Genomic DNA, 19,627 nt, shown 5'->3' on the forward strand with positions numbered 1-19,627 from the left:
GGAAGGGCAGGAGAGCCCTGCCTGGTTCCGAGTGTAACGGAAGTTTGCGCTGTGTATCGCAAGCTTTATGAAGCTCTTGTGAAGAGGGCCTCAGCGCCTTTGGCTGTCGCGCTTGTTAGCGTCCCGAAAGCTCCATGGCAGCTGACTTGGCACCACAGCAAGAACGGGTGTTACTGGTGCGGCTGCCCTGCAATCCGATCTTTCCGATCGGGCCGATCTATCTCGCCGACCATCTGCACAAGTGCTTCCCGGAGATGCCTCAGCGCATCCTGGATCTTGCGGCTCTACCAGTGCTCGACGTGCATCGCGTGCTGGACGCGACCGTTGACCAATTCCAGCCCACGCTTCTGGTGTTCTCCTGGAGAGACATTCAGATCTATGCCCCGGTCGACGGGCGAGGGGGCAACCCTCTCCAGAATTCGTTTGAAGTCTTTTATGCCCGTAACCCACTGAAGCGACTCCATGGCGCCTTGGGCGGGCTTCAGTTGATGCGAAGTCATTACGGCGAGCTGAGCAGAAACCAGCGTCTGGTGCGTCAGGGCTTGAAGCGCGCACGCCGTCACCAGCCAAGCGCTCGGGCCGTTCTTGGAGGTGGAGCCGTCAGTGTGTTCTATGAACAGCTCGGCAAGTCGCTTCCCAAGGGCACGATTGTGTCCGTCGGCGAGGGGGAGCCGCTTCTAGAAAAGTTGATACAGGGTCAGTCTCTCGAGCAAGAGCGCTGCTTCGTTGTTGGTGAACCGCCCCGGTCAGGCTTGATCCATGAGCAACCGGAGAGTCGTCCCAAGACAGCCTGCAATTACGACTACATCGCCTCGGTTTGGCCCCAGCTCGACTGGTATCTCGAAGGCGGCGACTTCTACGTCGGTGTTCAGACCAAGCGCGGCTGCCCTCATAACTGCTGCTACTGCGTCTACACAGTGGTGGAAGGCAAGCAGGTGCGCCTCAATCCTGTTGCCGAGGTCGTGAAAGAGATGCGCCAGCTCTACGACCGCGGGGTGCGTGGTTTCTGGTTCACCGATGCTCAGTTCATTCCCGCTCGGCGCTACATCGAAGACGCCAAGGAATTGCTTCGAGCGATCAAGGCTGAAGGGCTGACAGGCATTCGTTGGGCCGCTTACATCCGCGCTGACAACCTTGATCCCGAATTGGCTCAGCTCATGGTGGAGACGGGCATGAGCTATTTCGAGATCGGCATCACCTCCGGCTCACAGGAGCTCGTTCGCAAGATGCGCATGGGGTACAACTTGCGCACCGTTCTCGAGAGTTGCCGCATGCTTGCGGATGCCGGTTTCCGCGATCACGTCTCAGTCAATTACTCCTTCAACGTGATCGACGAGCGGCCGGAAACTATCCGCCAAACCGTCGCTTATCACCGTGAGTTGGAGGCGATTTTTGGTGCTGATTTGGTTGAGCCCGCGATCTTTTTCATCGGTTTGCAGCCCCACACCCATCTCGAGCAGTACGGGTTCGATCAGGGCTTAATCAAGCCGGGTTACAACCCGATGAGCATGATGCCGTGGACCGCGCGCAAGCTTCTCTGGAACCCAGAGCCGATGGGAAGCACCTTCGGCCGGGTGTGTCTCGAGGCCTTTGATCGCAATCCTGCCGATTTCGGTCGCACGGTGATGTCGCTCCTCGAAAGGGATTACGGAGTGGCTCCACTTCAGGAAGCGTTGCGTGCTCCTGTTGCAGGCCGATCGGCCTTGGCAACGGCTGTGCGCTGAATCAGAAACAGCGTTAGCAAACAAGTCAGTCCGATCACGCCCCCAAGTGGATTGGGGGCATTCCCTCCAGGACCCACAAGCCAGGAAGGGGTTTGAGGCGATAGCTGAAGCCAGTCGTTCAGCAGCAGAAACCATCCAGCTACAAGCCCTCCATGCAGGCCAATACAGCCCCAAAGCGAGCCCTGGTCAGCTTGACGCTGTCTGGCGAGAATTATCCCCAACATAAAAAGACCGACAAGGAGTCCACCCATGCCAGCCAGCCCGAGGTTGAAGCGTGTGTGGACAAGGCTGAAAATGACAGCTTGAGCGACGGCTCCACCACGTGAGCCGATGATTCGGTTCAGTTCGGTCCACAGCCAACCGCGGAAAATCAACTCTTCAGCAAAGCCCACCCCAAGGCAGAGCAGCACAGCATTGAGGACGTGAATGCCATCGATATGGCCCAGCCATCGACCCCAACCTCCGATCAGAACAATGCTCGTGATCAACGTCAGTAGCCCTGCGGCGATGAAGAGGCCTCTTAGCAATCCAGCCGCGTGAATGGGCCGATTGACGGAGTCTTTCTTGCTTATGCCCAAGGCGGCCCAGGGTTGTGATGCTGACCACCGCACGGCAGCCCATCTGGGCATCACCAGCAGAAACAGCACAAAACTCAGAACGGTTCCTGTGAGCGAGACCTGATGTGCCGGCAGCCCAAGCAGCGTGAGAGGGACAGCTGTAATCCACCCCAACGCGTAGAGCAGCGGAATGAACAGAAGTGTGGGCAGCCAGACCGGCTGAAGCAGGAGAAACCTGTCCAGCAGTTGCTTCATCTCACTAACTCTCGGGCTCGATGGAGCTTGTCAGTCCTTTGCCCTTCAGTGTTTCGCAATAGAACTCAGCTGGCTCGATGTCACACACGATCACCAAGCCAACACCTGTGTTGTGGGCTTCCAGCATCACGGCCATGCAGTCCTGCTCGCTGAGTTGGGGCACAACCTGTTGAAGGGTGGACACCACATATTCCATGGAGTTCACCGGGTCGTTGTGCAGAAGCACCTTGTAGCGAGGTGAGCGCTTGCGAACCCGTTCCGGAGCTTTGTCCAGAACAGCCGCACCTCCTGGGTTTTGGCTGGGAGCATCCACGGCCATGACCATTGATCCGAGATTTTTGAAATCTAAGGGGAATGCGAAGGAGGGGCGGCTCATAGAGCCTTGATGCGGGCCATGGCCTCCTCCACATTGGCGCGACTGTTGAAAGCTGACAGGCGGAAATAACCCTCTCCGGCGGCGCCGAAACCGCTTCCGGGTGTGCCGACCACATTGGCTTTGTTGAGGAGATGGTCGAAGAATCCCCAGGAGTCCATGCCTTCAGGGGTCTTGATCCAGACATAGGGAGCGTGTTCGCCGCCATAAACAGTGAGGCCTGCCTCACTGAGTTCGCGGCGAATGATCGCGGCGTTCTCCATGTAGAAGCGCACCAGGGCCTTCACCTCGGCCTGACCGGCTTCGGAGTAAACAGCTTCAGCTCCGCGCTGAATGATGTAGCTCACACCGTTGAATTTGGTGCTCTGGCGCCGGTTCCATAGCCCCCAGAGTTCAACGTCCTCACCGCTGGCTGCCTTGCCTTTCAGCCCTTTCGGCACCACGGTGAAAGCACAGCGCGTGCCAGTGAAGCCAGCGTTTTTGGAGAAGGAGCGGAATTCGATGGCGCAGTCCCGGGCGCCGTCGATCTCAAAAATGGAGTGGGGGAGGGCTGGGTCCTGGATGAAGGCCTCATAGGCCGCATCGAACAGGATTAGGGCGCCATTGGAACGGGCGTAGTCCACCCAGGCTTGGAGTTGCTCCCGGGTGGCGACTGCACCAGTGGGGTTGTTGGGGAAGCAGAGATAAATCAGATCGACAGGTTCACTGGGAATCTGCGCTGCAAAGCCGTTGTCCGCACTGATCGGGAGGTAGCTCAGGCCCGCATAGCGACCGATCTCACCGGCTTCACCGGTGCGGCCGGCCATGACGTTGCTGTCGACATACACCGGGTAGACGGGGTCGGTGACAGCCACCTTGTTGCCCTCGCCGAGAATGTCGAGGATGTTGCTGCTGTCGCATTTGGAGCCGTCGGAGACAAAAATCTCATCGGCACTGATGTCGCAGCCTCGGGATTGGAAGTCGTTTTTGGCGATGGCGTCCCGCAGCCAGCCGTAGCCCTGTTCGGGGCCGTAGCCGTGAAAGCCTTCGGCTGTGCCCATCGCATCGATCGCTGTCTTCATCGCCTCACGGCAGGCGAGTGGCAAGGGCTCCGTGACATCACCGATGCCCAGGCGAATCAGCGCTGCATCGGGGTGGTCGGTGCTGAACGCCTTCACGCGCCGACCGATCTCAGGGAACAGGTAGCCCGCCTTGAGCTTGAGGTAATTGCCGTTGACCTGAACCACGGAACCGGAAGCTATGTCTGCGGGGCATCTTGCCGTGTCGGCAGCTCCATACGATGACTTCAGGAGTAAGGACATCCGACGTGGTCGTCTCAACCCCGGATCACCCGGTTGATTTCCATGCCCTGGTGGACAGCGGCATCAACAAACCCGCCCGGTACATGGGGCATGAGTTAGGGGTCGAACCAAGGGATTGGCAAGCCGCATCGGTGCGCTGGGCGCTCACTTACCCCGAGATTTACGAGGTCGGCTCCAGCAATCTCGGCCACATCATCCTCTATTCGATCCTCAATGCCGTGCCTGGGCAATTGTGCGATCGCGCTTATCTCCCGGCCGCCGATCTGGCCGGCCGCTTGCGGGAGCGGAGTCAGGCGCTGTTTGCGGTGGAAAGCCGTCGGCCCTTGCCCACCTTCGACATTCTGGGCTTCAGCCTGAGTTACGAACTCGGCGCCACCAACATCCTCGAGATGCTGGACCTTGCCCAGGTGCCGATTCGAGCCGCCGATCGTGGCGACTTGCCGCTGAGTGATCCTGCAGCTCCTCCGCTGATCTTCGCGGGGGGTCCGACAGCCACCAGCAATCCAGAGCCCTACGCCCCTTTCTTCGATTTCGTTGCACTGGGGGACGGGGAGGAACTGCTTCCCGAGATCGGTCTAGTGGTGGCTCAGGCCAAAGCCGATGGATTGACCCGATCGCAACTGCTCCGCGATCTGGCCCAGGTCCCTGGCGTTTATGTGCCCTCTCTCTATGAGCTGGGCGCGGACGGAGTCACCCTTCAGCCGCTCCATGCTGATGTTCCGCAGAGGGTTCTCCGGCGTGTGGCGACGCCGATGCCCTACTACGCCATGGGCCTTGTCCCCCATGTGGAAACGGTGCATGACCGTCTCACGGTGGAGATTCGACGCGGTTGCACCAGGGGATGTCGTTTTTGTCAGCCAGGGATGCTGACGCGTCCAGCCCGGGATGTTGAACCAGAGGCGGTGATCGAAGCTGTTGAAACCGGGATGAAACAAACCGGCTACAGCGATTTCTCGTTGTTGTCACTTAGTTGCAGCGACTACCTAGCGCTGCCGGCGGTAGGGGTTGAATTGCGGAACCGCCTCGCGGATCAGAACGTCACGCTTCAGCTGCCCAGTCAGCGGGTGGATCGCTTTGATGAAGACATCGCGCACATTTTGGGCGGTACGCGAAAAGCGGGCCTGACCTTCGCTCCTGAGGCCGGTACGCAGCGACTCCGCGACATCGTCAATAAGGGCCTGACCGATGACGACCTGCTGCATGGCATCCGCACCGCCATGCAGAACGGCTACCGCAAGGTGAAGCTGTATTTCATGATCGGTCTTCCTGGGGAGACGGATCCCGATGTCCTCGGCATTGCAGAGACCTGCGTGATGCTGCAGCAGCGCTGTCGTGACCTGGGTCGGCTGAACCTCAATATCACGATCAGCAATTTCACGCCCAAGCCCCACACGCCTTTTCAGTGGCACAGCGTCTCAACAGCTGAGTTTGAGCGGCGGCAGACCCTGCTCAGGGAGGCCTTCAGGCGTTTGCGCGGCGTGAAGGTGAACTTCACCGATGTGCGGCTGTCCGCCATGGAGGATTTTGTTGGTCGCAGTGATCGGCGCCTGGCACCGGTGATCGAGGCGGCCTGGAGGGCCGGTGCCGGAATGGATGCGTGGTTTGAGTCGCTGGATCGTGCCTATGCCGCCTGGACCGGAGCTATTGCGGACGCTGGTTTGGAAGGGCGTTATCGGGAGATGGAGGTCGGGGGCTGGAGTGCCGTGGCCGCGCTGGATCGGGAGGACCTAGAAGCCTTCTGTGCCCAGCCGCTCCCCTGGGACCACATCGATACAGGCATCGATAAGGCCTGGCTGACAGATGATCTGCAACGGGCTCTTGCCGCGGCGGTTGTGCCGGACTGCTCCTTTGACGGATGCAGCAGCTGTGGTGTGTGTGGCCCGGATTTGGGGCACAACGTGGTTGTCCCTGCTCCCGAGGTGCCGATTCAAGTGCCCACGCAGGCGCCTCCAAGCGAACGGGTGTGTCGCATTCGGGTGCGATTCGCCAAAACGGGATCGATGGCGCTGCTCAGTCATCTCGATCTGATGCGAATGCTGGAGAGAGCCCTGCGTCGCAGTGCTCTCCCGATCAGCTTCACCGGAGGGTTTCATCCCCTGCCTCGTGTTCAAATCGCTCTGGCCCTTCCCCTCGGCGCCGAGGCCCAGAGCGAGTGGATGGATCTGGAATTCACCGAGGTACAGGACCCAAATCACTTCTGCAGCACGCTCCAGCCCTTGTTGCCGGATGGGATTCAGCTGTTAGCGGCAGCAGAGGTTCCCGTTAGTGGGAAAAGCCTCTCTCAAGAACTGACGGGCGCTGTTTGGTGTTTTGATCTCGTTCAGGACGAGCAGACGCAGATCCCTGTGGACTGGAGTGCGGCTGTCGATCAACTGCTGCAGGCCAAGACCTTGGTATGGCATGACACTGATAAGAAGGGGCGCCCCAGAGAGCGAGATTGCCGCCCAGCTTTGAAAGCGCTTCAAGTGACGAATCAGAACTCCAGTGGGGCCGCTCGCCTTCGGTTGGAAGCAGCGGTGGATGACATGGGCCGAAGCTTGCGCCCTGCTCAGATTCAGCACTGGCTTGCCGAGACAGTCGGGCAGCCCTTGCAAGTGCAACGCTTGACCCGTGAAGCTCTGATCCTTAGTGCTCAGTGCTAGTTTGAATACAGAGCAAGTGTTTTGTCCGTCGGGACCACCCTTGTTCCGGTCTTGTCTGATCCCACACGGATATCGAGGTCCATATCACGGCTTGCGTGGCGGTCTATTTCGGAACCCCCAAGCTTGATTCATAGGAGTGCAAGCTCCGCATCCTTTCGGTCACATTGACCAGCTCAGATCTTTCCATCAACCCGTGAGTGCGGACCGGCAGGTTCCACAACGGATATGGCCCTGAATTGGGCTCAACCAGTCCTCCTATGCCCCAGCAAATTGTCATCGCGGAGCAGCTGCGCATCGCAGCAGTGCTAACCGATGAACGTGTTGACGAATTGATCGTCGCGCAGGGTCGTTATCAGATCGGAGATGTCTATCTCGGAACGGTTGAAAATGTTTTGCCCGGCATTGATGCCGCTTTCGTCAATATCGGTGAAAGTGAGAAAAATGGTTTCATCCACGTCACCGATCTGGGGCCGCTGCGTCTGAAGAAAGGTTCCGCTGGGATCACTGAACTTCTCGAGCCTCGTCAAAAGGTTCTGGTTCAGGTGATGAAAGAACCGACCGGTACCAAGGGCCCACGGCTGACTGGAAACCTTGCCCTGCCTGGGCGCTACCTGGTGCTCCAGCCCCATGGTCAGGGGGTGAACATTTCCCGACGCATCAGTTCCGATGCAGAGAGGAACAGACTCCGTGCCCTCGGTGTTCTGATCAAGCCGCCCGGGGCTGGCCTGCTGATTCGAACGGAAGCCGACGGCATCAGTGAAGATCTCCTGATTGAAGATCTGGAGTCGTTGTTGCGCCAGTGGGAGGCAATTCAGCAAGCAGCTGAGACAGCAGCCCCCCCTGTTCTTCTCAATCGCGATGAAGATTTCATCCACCGGATTCTGCGGGATCACATGGGGCCGGATTTGGCCCGGGTTGTGGTGGACGATGCCGCTGCCGTGGGCCGTGTCAGCAGCTTCCTTGGTGCTGATGCCAACAATGTTCTTGTAGAAGCCCACGGTGAACCCAGCGAGTTGCTGGAGCACTACAAGGTCAATGCCGCCATCCGCGATGCGCTCAAGCCTCGGGTTGACCTGCCTTCCGGTGGATACGTGATCATCGAGCCCACCGAAGCGCTCACGGTGATTGACGTGAACTCCGGATCGTTCACGCGCTCGGCCAATGCTCGAGAAACCATTCTGTGGACCAACTGCGAGGCTGCGATTGAGATCGCTCGTCAGCTCAAGCTTCGCAACATCGGCGGGGTGATCATCATCGATTTCATCGATATGGATTCCCGTCGTGATCAGCTCCAGTTGCTGGAGCATTTCACGACAGCCGTTCGTGACGATTCAGCTCGACCGCAGATCGCACAGCTCAGTGAACTTGGCCTGGTGGAGCTCACACGCAAGCGTCAAGGGCAGAACATTTACGAACTCTTCGGACGGGCCTGCCCCAGCTGTGGGGGCCTGGGCCACGTGGCTGTGCTCCCAGGCAAAGATCTTCTCCAGCCCCTGGCGACCGCCACGGGATTGGTTCGTTCCGCTGCTTCTGCCCGCGCTGAAGTGGTTTCTCCCGGAGAGAACGGAGGGAATGGCCGGAGGCGGCGTGGTGGCCGAGGGCGCGGCACTCAGGATGCTGTCCTTCCGGTCGATACCTCCGATACGACCGCTCCTGAGGTGTCGACGCAAGAGGCGCATGAGCCTGCGATAGCCCGTCGTCAGGACCCTGAATTGGTTGCCGTCCCCATGACCGACGAACAGCAGCAGTTGTTTGGCTGGCTTGGTTTGAATCCTGCCCTGTTGCTGGAAGAGCCTCCTGAATCCGACAATGTTGTTGTGAGGGTTGTTAGCCCTGGCGAGGATGAGCAGGAGGTGCTGGAGGCTGCTCGGCAGCAACTGGCGGCAACTGCAGGACGGCGTCGTCGTCGCGGCGGGCGTGGTGGCCGTTCAGGTGCACGTAATGGCGTCAGTCAGCCCGCCGTGACCCCTGCCACGGAAACTCCAGTTGTCGTGACGTCTTCCGTCCCGGATGAGACTGCACCCCTGATGGTGGAGATCACCCCCTTGGAGGCCGTGACCAATCTGACGATCAGCGAACCAGAGCCAACGATCGTTACGGAACCGGTTGAGTCGGAGCCTGCTCCGGTGGCGGATACGGCTGAGTCAGAGGAGCCCCGCCGTCGTCGTCGCCGCTCCTCTGCTGTCGCCACGGTCTGAACCGGATGACTCCGCAGGAGTCTCTCCCCATCGGGAGGGATGTGGCTGGAGTGGATGAAGTTGGTCGTGGTTGCTTGTTCGGACCTGTTTTTGCGGCCGCTGTCGTGCTGGATGGCGCAGCTGCAGAACGCCTGTTGAAGGCGGGACTGACCGACAGCAAGAAACTCTCCGCCAAACGTCGGGCTACCTTGGTTCCCTTGATTCATTCGCTGTGTGTTGCCTCCGGCATGGGCCAGGCTTCAGCGCGAGAAATTGACGCCAGTGGTATTCGCGTCGCCACTGAACGCGCCATGTTGCGTGCTCTTCAGCGACTGCCGCAATCCCCTGGCTTGGTGCTTGTGGATGGCAACCTTCCCCTCAGGCTGTGGCTGGGCCCGCAGCGCACTGTTGTTTCCGGCGACAGCCGCTCACCTGCCATCGCTGCTGCCAGCGTTCTGGCCAAGGAGGCCCGGGATGCACTCATTCGGCGTTTGTCCGATCGCTTCCCCGGTTATGGACTCGAGCGCCATGCGGGCTATGGCACGGCACAGCATCGTCAGAGCTTGATGGCTTCAGGCCCCACGCCCTTGCATCGGCAGACGTTCCTGAAGCGGCTGCTGGGATGAGAGTTGCGCCTCTGTTGCACCGCACCAGCTCCGATAGTCGTCAATGAGCTGCTGGCCGACACGGGTTTTGATGCCAATGAGGATGCCGCTCAGGATGGATTCCCCTGTTGACTCCAACACTCGTTTTGGAATCAGCTTCAGCAGGGAGGGTTGACTCACGCTGACCGAAAGATGCGCGTTCCCCTGAAGCCCCTCGGGTGTGCAGGCGAGTCGTGCTTCCAGATTCAGCGCAAAGTCATCAACGATCCCTAGGCCTTCCAGTTCGCAATCCAGGGCGCGCATCACCAGAGTGTCCCCTTCCCTATGGATCTGAAGCGACACCACGGGCTTCACATGGAGCTGAAAGACCTTCAGGCTGGTCACGACGTAGCGGTAAAGACCCGGCTGTAAGGGGGTGAGCTGGCGTGCGTCTAGTAGGGCTCCGAGAACCCGTTCCTCCTCAAGCAAATAGGTGGGCAGCCGCTCTGCTCCGGTTCTGACAGGCAGATCAAGCTTTTGACTGGCTTCGAAGGCCAGGGGCATGGACTTCACCTGACGCGGCATGATCTTATCGAGTCCATGCAGTGCGGCTTCGATGCCTACACGTCTCGCATTCCTTGGTCCAGCTGGGACCTATGGCGAGCAGGCCGCCCGGGTGTTGATCGACCAGGACGCCCTAAATGATGTCCAGTTGATGCCGTGCACCGGTCTTCGATCGGTTGTGGAACAGCTGGCTCAGGGGCAGTGTGATGCAGCCGTTGTTCCGATTGAGAACTCCGTTGAAGGGGGAGTGACAGCGACCCTCGATGCGCTCTGGTCGCATCCTGAGCTTTGTATTCAAAGGGCGTTGGTGCTCCCGATTCAGCATGCTCTGCTGGGGAGTGGTCCACTCAGCAGAGTCACGGAAGTGCTCTCTCATCCGCAGGCCCTTGCCCAGTGCAGTGGCTGGTTGGCGCAGCATTTGCCTGATGCCCTGCAGCTGCCTACCTCGTCTACCGCTGAGGCTGCTCGCATGGTGGCCGGCAGTCCCTTTCGTGCTGCGATTGCCTCCAAGACGGCTGCAAGCGAACACGGGTTGGATGAGTTGGTTTTTCCCGTGAATGATGTGGCGGGAAATCGCACCCGTTTTCTCTTGTTGCGCCGTGGTGAACGCAATGAACATGGAGATGTGGCCAGTCTTGCGTTCTCGCTGCATCGCAATGCACCTGGGGCCCTGCTGGAGGCGCTGGCTTGTTTGGCTCAGCGGGGGTTGAACATGAGCCGAATTGAATCTCGTCCGTCCAAACGGGAGTTGGGGGAATACGTGTTTTTTGTGGATGTGGACCTTCCTGCAGCGCCTTCAACTGCGCTGGCTGAACTCATCGCTCAATTGCAGCCTCTCTGTGAGCATCTCGCCCATTTCGGCGCCTACCCCAGCAGCGACCTCAGTGGCTGTTGAAAATCAGTGGTTGTTGACGATCAGTCTCGACGGATCCGAAAAACGCCAAATTGCATCAGGCCGGTGGCGAAGGCCCAGTGCATGAGCAACAACGTCGGCGTCTCCCTCAGGCCTTGAAGCACTGCTTTGGGTCCCAGGCTGAGCACAGACCAGGGACGTCGGATGCCCTCGACGATGGAGTCAATCCATGAGGGCAGCGTGGCCTGGGTCCAGTCATCGGTGACGATCTGACCACGATGGTGGGCGCTGTTGTCGAGGTTTTGGCGGAACCCCTTGATGCTGGCGAATTCGGGATGGGCCCACTGGTTGAGCAACTGACGCATCACCAAGCGTTCGGGTCGCGTCATGCCGCCGTCGGATGGGTCGCGGCGGTTCCAGTCGGCCACAGCAAGCAGACCCTCCGGCCGCATCACCCGCAGCAGTTCATCGGCATAACGCTGTTTGTCCGGCATGTGCGGGCCTGCCTCCACACTCCAGACCGCATCAAAGCTCTGATCGGGCAGTTGAAGATCCAAGGCGTCCATCACCTGGAAGCGGCAGGTCAGGCCTGATGGGGTGAGTTGCGTGGCCCGCTTCACCTGGGCTGGGCTGATGCTGATGCCGAGAACGTCCAACCCGTAATCCCGCGCCAGGATGCGGGCACTGCCACCGATGCCGCATCCCACATCCAGCACCCGGCTGCCGGCGGGAAGTTGGTTCAGACCGCTCCATCGCACAAGCTCGTGAACGAAGGCTTCCTTGGCTTCGCGAAAGTCGCAGGAGCCGGGCGGGGTCCCGTAATGGCCGAGATGGACATGTTCCCCCCAGAGTTGCTCCAACAAACGGTCTTCGGTCCAGGCGTCGTAGGCGGAGGCAACACTCTCCGACGATTCGTAGCGCCGGTCGCGACGAAGCCATAGGGCAAGCCCGGTTGCTCCAGCCGCTCCGGCCACCACAAGCAGAGATCCCAACATCACTTCAGATCCATCAGTACGGTGCGGGCCGCCAACTGGCGTCGGGTGTGGTCCAACATTTCAAACTGCTGACTCAAACGCTCTTGGGTGTCGGTCAGTTCCAGAAGACTCTGTTGCTCTGATGCGGCCTGGTCGAGATGGGCACTGATCCAGAACGACAGCTCCCGCGGTAGATCAGGGAGATCATCAGGGAGTTCCACCTCTCGGTTCTGCAGCTTGCTTGTCAGCTGAACGACGTCGTTCAAGGCTTCGCTGACCTTGTCCCGCAAGCTGTTGAGTGCCTCGGCATCGGCCACGGGCTCATCTTCCAACCAGCTCACCATGGCTGTTCGGTAGGGCGTTTCACGGGTGATGTTCAACAGGCGGAACCGCTGTTGGCCCAGCGAAACGATGTAGCTGCGACCGTCTTCAGTGGTTTGGTGCTGGAGCACCTCTGCGCAGCACCCGATTTCGGCCATCTCGCCGTTCTCAGGATTGATGCGAACGATGCCGAATCGTTTGTCGGTCTCCAGAACCGTCTGGAGAAGCATCCGATAACGCGATTCAAAAATGTGCAGCGGCAGGAGCTGCTGAGGGAACAACACGACGTCCGGCAGGGGGAACAGGGGAAGCTCCCTCACGGAAAAATCGGACACGAACGCCGTGTTGTAGGCAACTGAATCCTAGGAAAGTGAAGTCCTGATCGACTGGATCAGAGCTTCACTTCGATGTCCACACCACTGGGGAGATCTAGCTTCATCAGCGCGTCGATGGTTTTGGCTGAAGGGCTGTAGATGTCGATGATCCGACGGTGCGTGCGGGTCTCGAAGTGCTCGCGGGAGTCCTTGTCCACGTGGGGGGAGCGCAGAACGCAGTAGATCTTGCGTTTCGTGGGCAGGGGGATCGGACCGATTGCAGTTGCAGCGGTGTTATCGGCCGTTTCAATGATTTTCTCGCAAGACAGATCCAGCATGCGGCGGTCAAACGCCTTAAGGCGGATGCGGATCTTCTGCTGAGCGATGGCAGTGGACATAGGAGAGAGGCGAAAGAGCTCCGAAGACGAAGCAGGACTTCAGTTGTCGAGGTTCTTAGAAATGTAGGAGATGGGGGGCGGAGCCCCTCCATCTCCTGCTTTGTGGTTCAGCTCGCGCTGATCACTCGATGATCTTGGAGACCACGCCAGCACCGATGGTGCGGCCGCCTTCGCGGATAGCGAAACGCATGCCGGTTTCCATCGCAACAGGACAGATCAGCTCACCGGTCATCTGGATGTTGTCACCAGGCATCACCATTTCGACATTGCTGCCGTCTTCAGCGGTGAAGGCGGTGATCTGGCCGGTCACGTCAGTTGTACGGATGTAGAACTGCGGGCGGTAGCCAGCGAAGAAAGGAGTGTGGCGGCCGCCTTCTTCCTTCTTCAGCACATACACCTGACCTTCGAATTTGGTGTGAGGGGTGATGGAGCCAGGCTTCACCAACACCATGCCGCGTTCGATGTCTTCCTTCTGGATGCCGCGCAGCAGCAGACCAACGTTGTCGCCAGCCATGCCCTCGTCGAGCAGCTTGCGGAACATTTCCACACCGGTGACGGTTGTCTTCCGAGGCTCGCGAATGCCGACGATCTCGATTTCTTCGCCGACTTTGACCATGCCGCGCTCAATACGGCCGGTGGCCACGGTGCCACGACCGGTGATGGAGAAGACGTCTTCCACAGCCATCAGGAAGGGCTTGTCCACTTCCCGCTCAGGCTCAGGAATGCTGGCGTCAACAGCCGCCATCAGTTCCTCGATCTTGGCTTCCCACTCAGCCTCGCCTTCGATGGCCTTCAGGCCAGACACCTGAACGACGGGGATGTCATCGCCGGGGAAGTCGTAGCTGGAGAGCAGTTCACGGATCTCCATTTCCACCAGTTCGATGATCTCTTCGTCATCGACCATGTCGCACTTGTTCAGTGCAACCACCAGAGCTGGAACGCCCACCTGCTTGGCCAGAAGGATGTGCTCCTTGGTCTGGGCCATGGGGCCGTCGGTGGCAGCACACACCAGGATGGCGCCGTCCATCTGAGCGGCACCGGTGATCATGTTCTTCACATAGTCCGCGTGGCCAGGGCAGTCCACGTGAGCGTAGTGACGAGACTCGGTCTCGTACTCAACGTGAGCGGTGTTGATGGTGATGCCGCGCTCACGCTCTTCGGGGGCGCCGTCGATGTCGGCATAGTTCTGAACTTCAGCCTGCCCTTTCTTGGCGAGCACGTTGGTGATCGCGGCGGTGAGGGTGGTCTTGCCGTGGTCAACGTGGCCGATGGTGCCGATGTTGACGTGGGGCTTGTTCCTTTCGAACTTCTCGCGTGCCATGGGTGTTTAAAGAATCGAGGGTTGGGTTTGGAGGAGTTTAGAGATCAGGAATTGCCCTGATTCTTGGAGATGATGGCCTCGGCCACATTGCGAGGAACTTCGGCGTAATTGTCGAATTCCATCGAGAAAATGCCCCGGCCCTGGGTCATGGAGCGGAGCTCGGTGGCGTAACCGAACATCTCGGCAAGGGGCACCTTGGCCGAGATTTTGGACGTGCCGTCATCGACGGACTGGCCTTCAACCTGACCTCGACGGGAGGACAGGTCGCCGATGATCGAACCGAGGAAATCCTCGGGGACTTCGACCTCGACCTTCATCATCGGTTCAAGCAGCACAGGATTGCACTTCTTGACGCCGTCCTTGAAGGCCATGGATCCGGCGATCTTGAACGCCATCTCCGAAGAGTCGACGTCGTGATATGAGCCATGCACCATCGTGCATTTCACATCGATCAGCGGATATCCGGCGATCACACCGGATTCGCAGGTCTCTTTCATGCCCTGCTCGGCGGGCTTGATGTATTCCTTCGGAACGACACCGCCCACGATCTTGTTGACGAATTCGAAGCCGGAGCCGGGCTCACCCGGTTCCATTTCGATCACGACGTGGCCGTATTGACCCTTACCACCGGTCTGACGAGAGAACTTGCCTTCGCCACCTGCGGAACCACGGATGGTTTCGCGATAGGACACCTGAGGTGCGCCGATGTTGGCTTCCACCTTGAATTCGCGCAGCATGCGGTCCACCAGGATTTCCAGGTGGAGCTCGCCCATGCCGGCGATCACGGTCTGACCGGTTTCAGAGTCAGTATTGACGCGGAACGTGGGGTCTTCCTCTGCCAAAGACACAAGTGCCTTGGAGAGTTTTTCCATGTCGCCCTTGGTCTTGGGCTCCACGGCCACTGAGATCACCGGTTCGGGGATGAACAGGGTCTCAAGAACGATGGGATCGTCCTGGGTGCAGAGGGTGTCACCGGTGGTGGTGTTCTTCAGACCCAGCACAGCGCCGAGGTCTCCGGCTCGCAGGGCATCGACTTCTTCGCGATCATCCGCCTTCAGCACCACAAGACGAGAGATGCGCTCCTTCTCTCCCTTGGTGGAGTTGAGCACATAACTGCCTTTCTCCAGCACGCCGGAGTACATCCGGACGAAGGTGAGTTTGCCGTAAGGATCGGCCATCACCTTGAAGGCGAGGGCACTGAAAGGAGCACTGTCGTCGGAAGGACGCACGGCTTCGCTGCCGTCGGGAAGCACACCCTGGATGGGGGGGACATCGACAGGAGCTGGCAGGTAGTCGATCACGGCGTCGAGCACCAGCTGCACGCCTTTGTTCTTGAAGGCAGAGCCGCAGAGCATGGGTACAAGACCGTGCTTCAGCACGCCTTCGCGAATGCCTTGCTTGAGCTCATCAACGCTGAGTTCGCCGCTCTCGAGGAACTTCTCGATCAGAGACTCGTCGGTTTCGGCGACGGTTTCCATCAAGGTGTTCCGCCATTCGGCCACCTCGTCGGCCATAGCAGCCGGCACTTCGGCCTCTTCGATATCGGTGCCGAGATCGTTCTTATAGATGTACGCCTTGTTGGCAACGAGATCGATGATGCCGCTCAGTTCACCTTCAGCCCCGATCGGAAGCTGGATCGGGACAGCATTGGCCTTGAGGCGATCCTTGATCTGGCCGTGAACCTTGAGGAAGTCCGCACCGGTGCGGTCCATCTTGTTGACGAACACCATCCGGGGGACGGAGTAGCGATCCGCCTGACGCCAAACGGTCTCGGATTGGGGCTGAACACCACCAACCGCGCAGAAGACGGCGATCACACCATCCAGCACACGCATGGAACGCTCCACCTCGATGGTGAAGTCCACGTGGCCAGGCGTGTCAATGATGTTGATCCGATGGTCCTGCCAAGACGTCGAAATGGCAGCTGCCGTGATCGTGATGCCACGTTCCCGCTCCTGGGCCATCCAGTCGGTGACTGCAGCGCCGTCATGCACCTCGCCGATTTTGTGCACCACACCGGAATAGAACAGGATCCGTTCGGTAGTGGTGGTTTTTCCGGCATCGATGTGAGCAGCGATACCAATATTTCTGACGCGTTCCAGGGGGAAGTCGCGGGCCACAGGAAATTCTCCGGGGGTGGGGCGTGAAAAGGCGGGGAGACTCTACAGGTCAGCCATGAACATCTGTGTTGACGGGCTGGCCTGAAAGGCTCAGTAGCGGTAGTGGGCGAAGGCTTTGTTGGCTTCGGCCATTTTGTGGGTCTCTTCGCGCTTGCGAACGGCGCTGCCAGCCTCATTGGCGGCATCCATTAATTCGCCAGCCAACTTCTGGGCCATGCTCCGACCATTACGGGCACGGGAAAAGCTCACCAGCCAGCGCAGGGCCATGGCCGTTCCGCGCTCCTGGCGCACTTCCATGGGCACCTGATAGGTGGCGCCACCAACCCGGCGAGCGCGCACTTCCACCAATGGAGTGGCGTTCTTGACGGCAGTTTCGAACAGTTCGAGCGGATCTCCGCCGGTGCGCTCATTGATCAGCCCGAACGCGTCGGACAGGATCCGTTGCGCTGTGGACTTCTTGCCGTGCTGCATCAGGCGCACCACCATCATCGTGGCGAGGCGGCTGTTGAACTGCGGATCGGGAAGAATCGGGCGCTTTTCAGCGGCGTTGCGGCGGGACATTAGGGATCAGAACGTTGTGGGAATGAGGAAGAAACCGGTGATCACTCCTTGGGAGCCTTGGCGCCGTACTTGGAGCGGGACTGACGCCGGTCTTTCACACCAGCTGTATCCAGGGTTCCGCGAATGATGTGATAGCGGACGCCAGGGAGGTCCTTGACACGACCACCACGGATCAAAACGACCGAGTGCTCCTGCAGGTTGTGACCGACGCCACCGATATAAGCCGTGACTTCAAAGCCGGAAGTAAGGCGCACACGAGCCACCTTGCGCAAAGCCGAATTGGGCTTTTTCGGCGTTGAGGTGTAAACGCGGGTGCAAACACCGCGTCGTTCCGGACACGATTTCAGGGCCGGGGACTTTGTCTTGGCCTTGAGGCGTGAGCGCTCAGTGCGGATCAGCTGTTGGATGGTTGGCATCGATGGTCGGTGAGCGGTCGGACTCCCGACCTGATTCGACAATCGACCACGATACCGGGTGACGGTCCCCTTTCAGACGCGGCTGAAGGCACTGCCACAGGCACAGGGTTCAACACCGTCGCTGCTGCGGATCAGAAATCCGCCACCACTGAGGTCGCCGCGGTAGTCCAGACAAAGACCCTCGAGCAATTTGAGCTGCTCTGCAGGGGCGTGCAGCGTCACGCCATCGGCCCTTGCAATGGCAATACCGGCCAAATGTCCTGCTCGAATGCGCAGCACATGCTGTGCGCATTCCCCTGGAGTGACGTCGAGATGCATCTGCCCGGGTGTTCCCGCCACGGCAGCCTGACGCCCTAGCTCGGCAGCAGCGGCAGCGGTCAGCCGCAAATTGGCAGCCATGCTCAGTTTCTTGGGTTCTCCACTGTTGCAGGTCTCAGAGGGGGATAAGCCCCAGTCCGTTATGAACTCTCGGGGTGCTGCCACGACCGTTCATCACGGTTTGACCTGCCACGACGAGCGTTGTCGAACTGCCGCCATCCATATTCAACGCATCACGCAGGCCCAGTTGTTGGGCTGCCAGTGCTGTTTCCACAAGCGTGGGATCACTGCCAGAGGCACCACGCAGGGTCATTAGCCATTGACCGCTCTGCCCTTGGGCCACCACGGTCCGCGGTGCCGCCAAGCTCATGAAGCCGGGACTAAAGCCTTCTTGGCGTCCATTCAGAACCACACGCCCGTTCTGCATCAGGAGTGGACCGCCGCCCAGCACATTCGGCTGTTGGGCGAGGGATGAGCTCGCCCGTGATCTCAACAGGATCCGATCGCCAGGTCGCGCTGGTAGTGGGGTGCGCCCGCGAGCCACCACCAACTCAGCGTCCTGTGGGATGGAAATCCCGCGCTGCAGGTTGGTTTGCTCGAACGTTGCCTCGACGCGGCCACCGCGAATCAAGAGTGCTTCCTCTTCACCGCTCAAGGCCCGGTAGCGGGGGCCCCAGGCCGGTGTGTAAAGGCTCAGTCCTTTTTGGACGTAGCCGCTGTTGATCGCTTTGATGCCCCAGTGCTGACCGTTGTTCACCTGCAACGTTTGGTCCAGGCGAAGTCGGCCGAACTGCAGATCTCCTGACGATCCCCAAGCGATGACGCCGCGGTTCAAAATCGGTCCCGATAGCCAGACCCCCTGGCGCCGCAGGGCTCCAAGGGGGAGTTGATTGATCCGGTTGAAAAACCCTCCGTTCACGGCGACCAGCGCCCCTGCTGGTTGGGAGAGCTGCGGAAGAAACTGCAGGCCCTGTTGCTGTTCGGTCTTGGCCAGGGGCTGCAGGGTGATCCCAAGGCCGCTCAGGTCACCGCCAGCACGAAACACCTGGATGGGTTTCACCCCCACCTTGATCGTGCGTTTCTCCAGCACAAAGCCCCGCCTGAGCAACGCGGCAACAGTTGGATTGCTTAGGGGCAGGCGTGCGCTTGGGGGTTGGCGGCGGCCGCCGACCCGCACACCGTCCAGCACCAATCGCCAGGGAGACGACAGGCTCAAGCTCCGTAGCTTTGTGGCTTGTCCCTGCAGCACAAGGCCGCCGTCATGACGCTGCTGAGGAGCGAGCCCCCACGCTTTGAGCTGACGTTTCTGTGACGGCGAGACCTTGAGCTCCAGCAACAGGTCACCGTTCAGCTGCTGCACCAAGGCGGGTCCGTTCAGATCAAGCACCAAACGATCGGCTGTTGAACCCTTGCCGCGGCGCAGGTTGTTCACGGTTGGGGTGGGCAGCCGAAGCGTCAGGCTGCTTCCGTTCACTTGGGTGGCAACACCGATCTCGGTGAGCCAGTCGCTCACTTCGAGACCGACTTCATCCCCGAGCGAACGGGTCTCTAGCGAAGCCAGGGGGACGGTTCGACCGAACCATTCCAGTGCCTCTCCGTCGATGCGAGCAACGCGCCTGAAACCCAGCCGGGATTCCAGGAGCTCCAAGGGCAGCCAGAGTTCCTCTGTTGCTGTGTTGCTGCCCCTCCAAAGCCAAACCGCTTTGCTGCGCTCTCGGCCGACGAGGACTTCATCACCACTTTGCTTCGGCACAAAGCGCAGCTCTGGAGGTGGCGCGGGCGGTGGCGCGGAAAGTGGGGCAAAGGCCAGCATCAAATGCCTTGGCGGAGAGGCGCCTGCCTAGGATCGTCCCT

General features: G+C 59.7%; 18 protein-coding genes. 5 read left to right on the forward strand and 13 right to left on the reverse strand.

The window, feature by feature from the left end; all coding sequences use genetic code 11:
* Nucleotides 1-134: 134 nt before the first annotated feature.
* Nucleotides 135-1,724 carry a photosystem II high light acclimation radical SAM protein gene (locus DXY29_RS02675; protein WP_115022711.1) on the forward strand — a complete coding sequence of 530 codons (1,590 nt, stop codon included), beginning with the start codon at nucleotides 135-137 and terminating at the stop codon, nucleotides 1,722-1,724.
* On the opposite strand, the gene DXY29_RS02680 is transcribed toward DXY29_RS02675, so the two are convergent.
* The 3 genes from DXY29_RS02680 to DXY29_RS02690 are packed head-to-tail and all read right to left on the reverse strand — an operon-like array spanning nucleotide 1,664 to nucleotide 4,135.
* Nucleotides 1,664-2,536, reverse strand: a complete 873-nt coding sequence (locus tag DXY29_RS02680) for a CPBP family intramembrane glutamic endopeptidase (protein ID WP_115022713.1) — start codon at nucleotides 2,534-2,536, stop codon at nucleotides 1,664-1,666. The two genes, DXY29_RS02675 and DXY29_RS02680, sit on opposite strands and share 61 nt — an antisense overlap.
* A 4-nt stretch (nucleotides 2,537-2,540) precedes the next feature.
* Entirely contained in the window at nucleotides 2,541-2,861 is a 321-nt protein-coding gene (clpS, locus tag DXY29_RS02685; RefSeq protein WP_115022714.1) for an ATP-dependent Clp protease adapter ClpS, read from the reverse strand.
* A gap of 47 nt (nucleotides 2,862-2,908) precedes the next feature.
* Complete coding sequence (locus tag DXY29_RS02690; protein ID WP_115022716.1) at nucleotides 2,909-4,135, reverse strand: LL-diaminopimelate aminotransferase; 1,227 nt, start codon at nucleotides 4,133-4,135, stop codon at nucleotides 2,909-2,911.
* Between the two features lie 53 nt (nucleotides 4,136-4,188).
* Between DXY29_RS02690 and DXY29_RS02695 the strand changes: the two genes are divergently transcribed.
* The 3 genes from DXY29_RS02695 to DXY29_RS02705 all read left to right on the forward strand — a co-directional run bounded on the left by DXY29_RS02695 (nucleotide 4,189) and on the right by DXY29_RS02705 (nucleotide 9,655).
* The gene (locus DXY29_RS02695; RefSeq protein ID WP_115022717.1) at nucleotides 4,189-6,852 is read left to right on the forward strand and encodes a TIGR03960 family B12-binding radical SAM protein; all 2,664 of its coding nucleotides are present in this window, start codon (nucleotides 4,189-4,191) and stop codon (nucleotides 6,850-6,852) included.
* A gap of 257 nt (nucleotides 6,853-7,109) precedes the next feature.
* A complete protein-coding gene (locus DXY29_RS02700) occupies nucleotides 7,110-9,050 on the forward strand; it encodes an Rne/Rng family ribonuclease (RefSeq protein WP_115022719.1) in 1,941 nt (646 codons plus the stop codon).
* Nucleotides 9,051-9,055: 5 nt separating this feature from the next.
* A complete protein-coding gene (locus DXY29_RS02705; RefSeq protein WP_115022720.1) occupies nucleotides 9,056-9,655 on the forward strand; it encodes a ribonuclease HII in 600 nt (199 codons plus the stop codon).
* Here the strand turns inward: DXY29_RS02705 and DXY29_RS02710 are convergent.
* The gene (locus DXY29_RS02710) at nucleotides 9,602-10,198 is read right to left on the reverse strand and encodes a DUF1997 domain-containing protein (RefSeq protein WP_115022722.1); all 597 of its coding nucleotides are present in this window, start codon (nucleotides 10,196-10,198) and stop codon (nucleotides 9,602-9,604) included. The two genes, DXY29_RS02705 and DXY29_RS02710, sit on opposite strands and share 54 nt — an antisense overlap.
* A 31-nt stretch (nucleotides 10,199-10,229) precedes the next feature.
* Between DXY29_RS02710 and pheA the strand changes: the two genes are divergently transcribed.
* Nucleotides 10,230-11,072 carry a prephenate dehydratase gene (gene pheA / locus DXY29_RS02715; protein ID WP_115022724.1) on the forward strand — a complete coding sequence of 281 codons (843 nt, stop codon included), beginning with the start codon at nucleotides 10,230-10,232 and terminating at the stop codon, nucleotides 11,070-11,072.
* Between the two features lie 20 nt (nucleotides 11,073-11,092).
* On the opposite strand, the gene DXY29_RS02720 is transcribed toward pheA, so the two are convergent.
* From DXY29_RS02720 to DXY29_RS02760, 9 genes are all read right to left on the reverse strand, one after another.
* A complete protein-coding gene (locus DXY29_RS02720; RefSeq protein ID WP_115022726.1) occupies nucleotides 11,093-12,025 on the reverse strand; it encodes a methyltransferase domain-containing protein in 933 nt (310 codons plus the stop codon).
* Nucleotides 12,025-12,660 carry an LON peptidase substrate-binding domain-containing protein gene (locus DXY29_RS02725; RefSeq protein WP_115022728.1) on the reverse strand — a complete coding sequence of 212 codons (636 nt, stop codon included), beginning with the start codon at nucleotides 12,658-12,660 and terminating at the stop codon, nucleotides 12,025-12,027. Before DXY29_RS02725 ends, DXY29_RS02720 begins: the two co-directional genes overlap by 1 nt.
* Nucleotides 12,661-12,716: 56 nt before the next feature.
* The gene (rpsJ, locus tag DXY29_RS02730; RefSeq protein ID WP_011363346.1) at nucleotides 12,717-13,037 is read right to left on the reverse strand and encodes a 30S ribosomal protein S10; all 321 of its coding nucleotides are present in this window, start codon (nucleotides 13,035-13,037) and stop codon (nucleotides 12,717-12,719) included.
* Nucleotides 13,038-13,158: 121 nt separating this feature from the next.
* Nucleotides 13,159-14,358 (reverse strand): elongation factor Tu, encoded by a 1,200-nt coding sequence (tuf, locus tag DXY29_RS02735; RefSeq protein ID WP_115022730.1) that lies wholly within the window; start codon nucleotides 14,356-14,358, stop codon nucleotides 13,159-13,161.
* A gap of 44 nt (nucleotides 14,359-14,402) precedes the next feature.
* Entirely contained in the window at nucleotides 14,403-16,478 is a 2,076-nt protein-coding gene (gene fusA / locus DXY29_RS02740; protein WP_115022731.1) for an elongation factor G, read from the reverse strand.
* A gap of 90 nt (nucleotides 16,479-16,568) precedes the next feature.
* A complete protein-coding gene (rpsG, locus tag DXY29_RS02745; RefSeq protein WP_115022733.1) occupies nucleotides 16,569-17,039 on the reverse strand; it encodes a 30S ribosomal protein S7 in 471 nt (156 codons plus the stop codon).
* A 41-nt stretch (nucleotides 17,040-17,080) separates the two neighbouring features.
* On the reverse strand, nucleotides 17,081-17,455 hold the full coding sequence (gene rpsL / locus DXY29_RS02750) for a 30S ribosomal protein S12 (protein ID WP_006850614.1): 375 nt from the start codon (nucleotides 17,453-17,455) through the stop codon (nucleotides 17,081-17,083).
* A 72-nt stretch (nucleotides 17,456-17,527) separates the two neighbouring features.
* A complete protein-coding gene (locus DXY29_RS02755) occupies nucleotides 17,528-17,854 on the reverse strand; it encodes an AIR synthase (RefSeq protein WP_115022735.1) in 327 nt (108 codons plus the stop codon).
* A 34-nt stretch (nucleotides 17,855-17,888) separates the two neighbouring features.
* Entirely contained in the window at nucleotides 17,889-19,586 is a 1,698-nt protein-coding gene (locus DXY29_RS02760; RefSeq protein ID WP_115022736.1) for a phosphodiester glycosidase family protein, read from the reverse strand.
* Between the last annotated feature and the right edge of the window lie 41 nt (nucleotides 19,587-19,627).

The sequence above is a fragment of the Synechococcus sp. UW69 genome, assembly GCF_900474185.1.
In the GTDB taxonomy this organism is placed as follows: domain Bacteria; phylum Cyanobacteriota; class Cyanobacteriia; order PCC-6307; family Cyanobiaceae; genus Parasynechococcus.

Excerpts from the sequence above, each read along its gene's own strand:
- DXY29_RS02675 (WP_115022711.1), top strand. The coding sequence starts at position 135 with ATGGCAGCTGACTTGGCACCACAGCAAGAACGGGTGTTACTGGTGCGG.
- DXY29_RS02680 (WP_115022713.1), bottom strand. The coding sequence starts at position 2,536 with ATGAAGCAACTGCTGGACAGGTTTCTCCTGCTTCAGCCGGTCTGGCTG.
- clpS (WP_115022714.1), bottom strand. The coding sequence starts at position 2,861 with ATGGTCATGGCCGTGGATGCTCCCAGCCAAAACCCAGGAGGTGCGGCT.
- DXY29_RS02695 (WP_115022717.1), top strand. The coding sequence starts at position 4,189 with ATGACTTCAGGAGTAAGGACATCCGACGTGGTCGTCTCAACCCCGGAT.
- DXY29_RS02700 (WP_115022719.1), top strand. The coding sequence starts at position 7,110 with ATGCCCCAGCAAATTGTCATCGCGGAGCAGCTGCGCATCGCAGCAGTG.
- DXY29_RS02705 (WP_115022720.1), top strand. The coding sequence starts at position 9,056 with ATGACTCCGCAGGAGTCTCTCCCCATCGGGAGGGATGTGGCTGGAGTG.
- DXY29_RS02710 (WP_115022722.1), bottom strand. The coding sequence starts at position 10,198 with ATGCCGCGTCAGGTGAAGTCCATGCCCCTGGCCTTCGAAGCCAGTCAA.
- pheA (WP_115022724.1), top strand. The coding sequence starts at position 10,230 with ATGCCTACACGTCTCGCATTCCTTGGTCCAGCTGGGACCTATGGCGAG.
- DXY29_RS02720 (WP_115022726.1), bottom strand. The coding sequence starts at position 12,025 with ATGTTGGGATCTCTGCTTGTGGTGGCCGGAGCGGCTGGAGCAACCGGG.
- rpsJ (WP_011363346.1), bottom strand. The coding sequence starts at position 13,037 with ATGTCCACTGCCATCGCTCAGCAGAAGATCCGCATCCGCCTTAAGGCG.
- tuf (WP_115022730.1), bottom strand. The coding sequence starts at position 14,358 with ATGGCACGCGAGAAGTTCGAAAGGAACAAGCCCCACGTCAACATCGGC.
- rpsG (WP_115022733.1), bottom strand. The coding sequence starts at position 17,039 with ATGTCCCGCCGCAACGCCGCTGAAAAGCGCCCGATTCTTCCCGATCCG.
- rpsL (WP_006850614.1), bottom strand. The coding sequence starts at position 17,455 with ATGCCAACCATCCAACAGCTGATCCGCACTGAGCGCTCACGCCTCAAG.
- DXY29_RS02755 (WP_115022735.1), bottom strand. The coding sequence starts at position 17,854 with ATGGCTGCCAATTTGCGGCTGACCGCTGCCGCTGCTGCCGAGCTAGGG.
- DXY29_RS02760 (WP_115022736.1), bottom strand. The coding sequence starts at position 19,586 with ATGCTGGCCTTTGCCCCACTTTCCGCGCCACCGCCCGCGCCACCTCCA.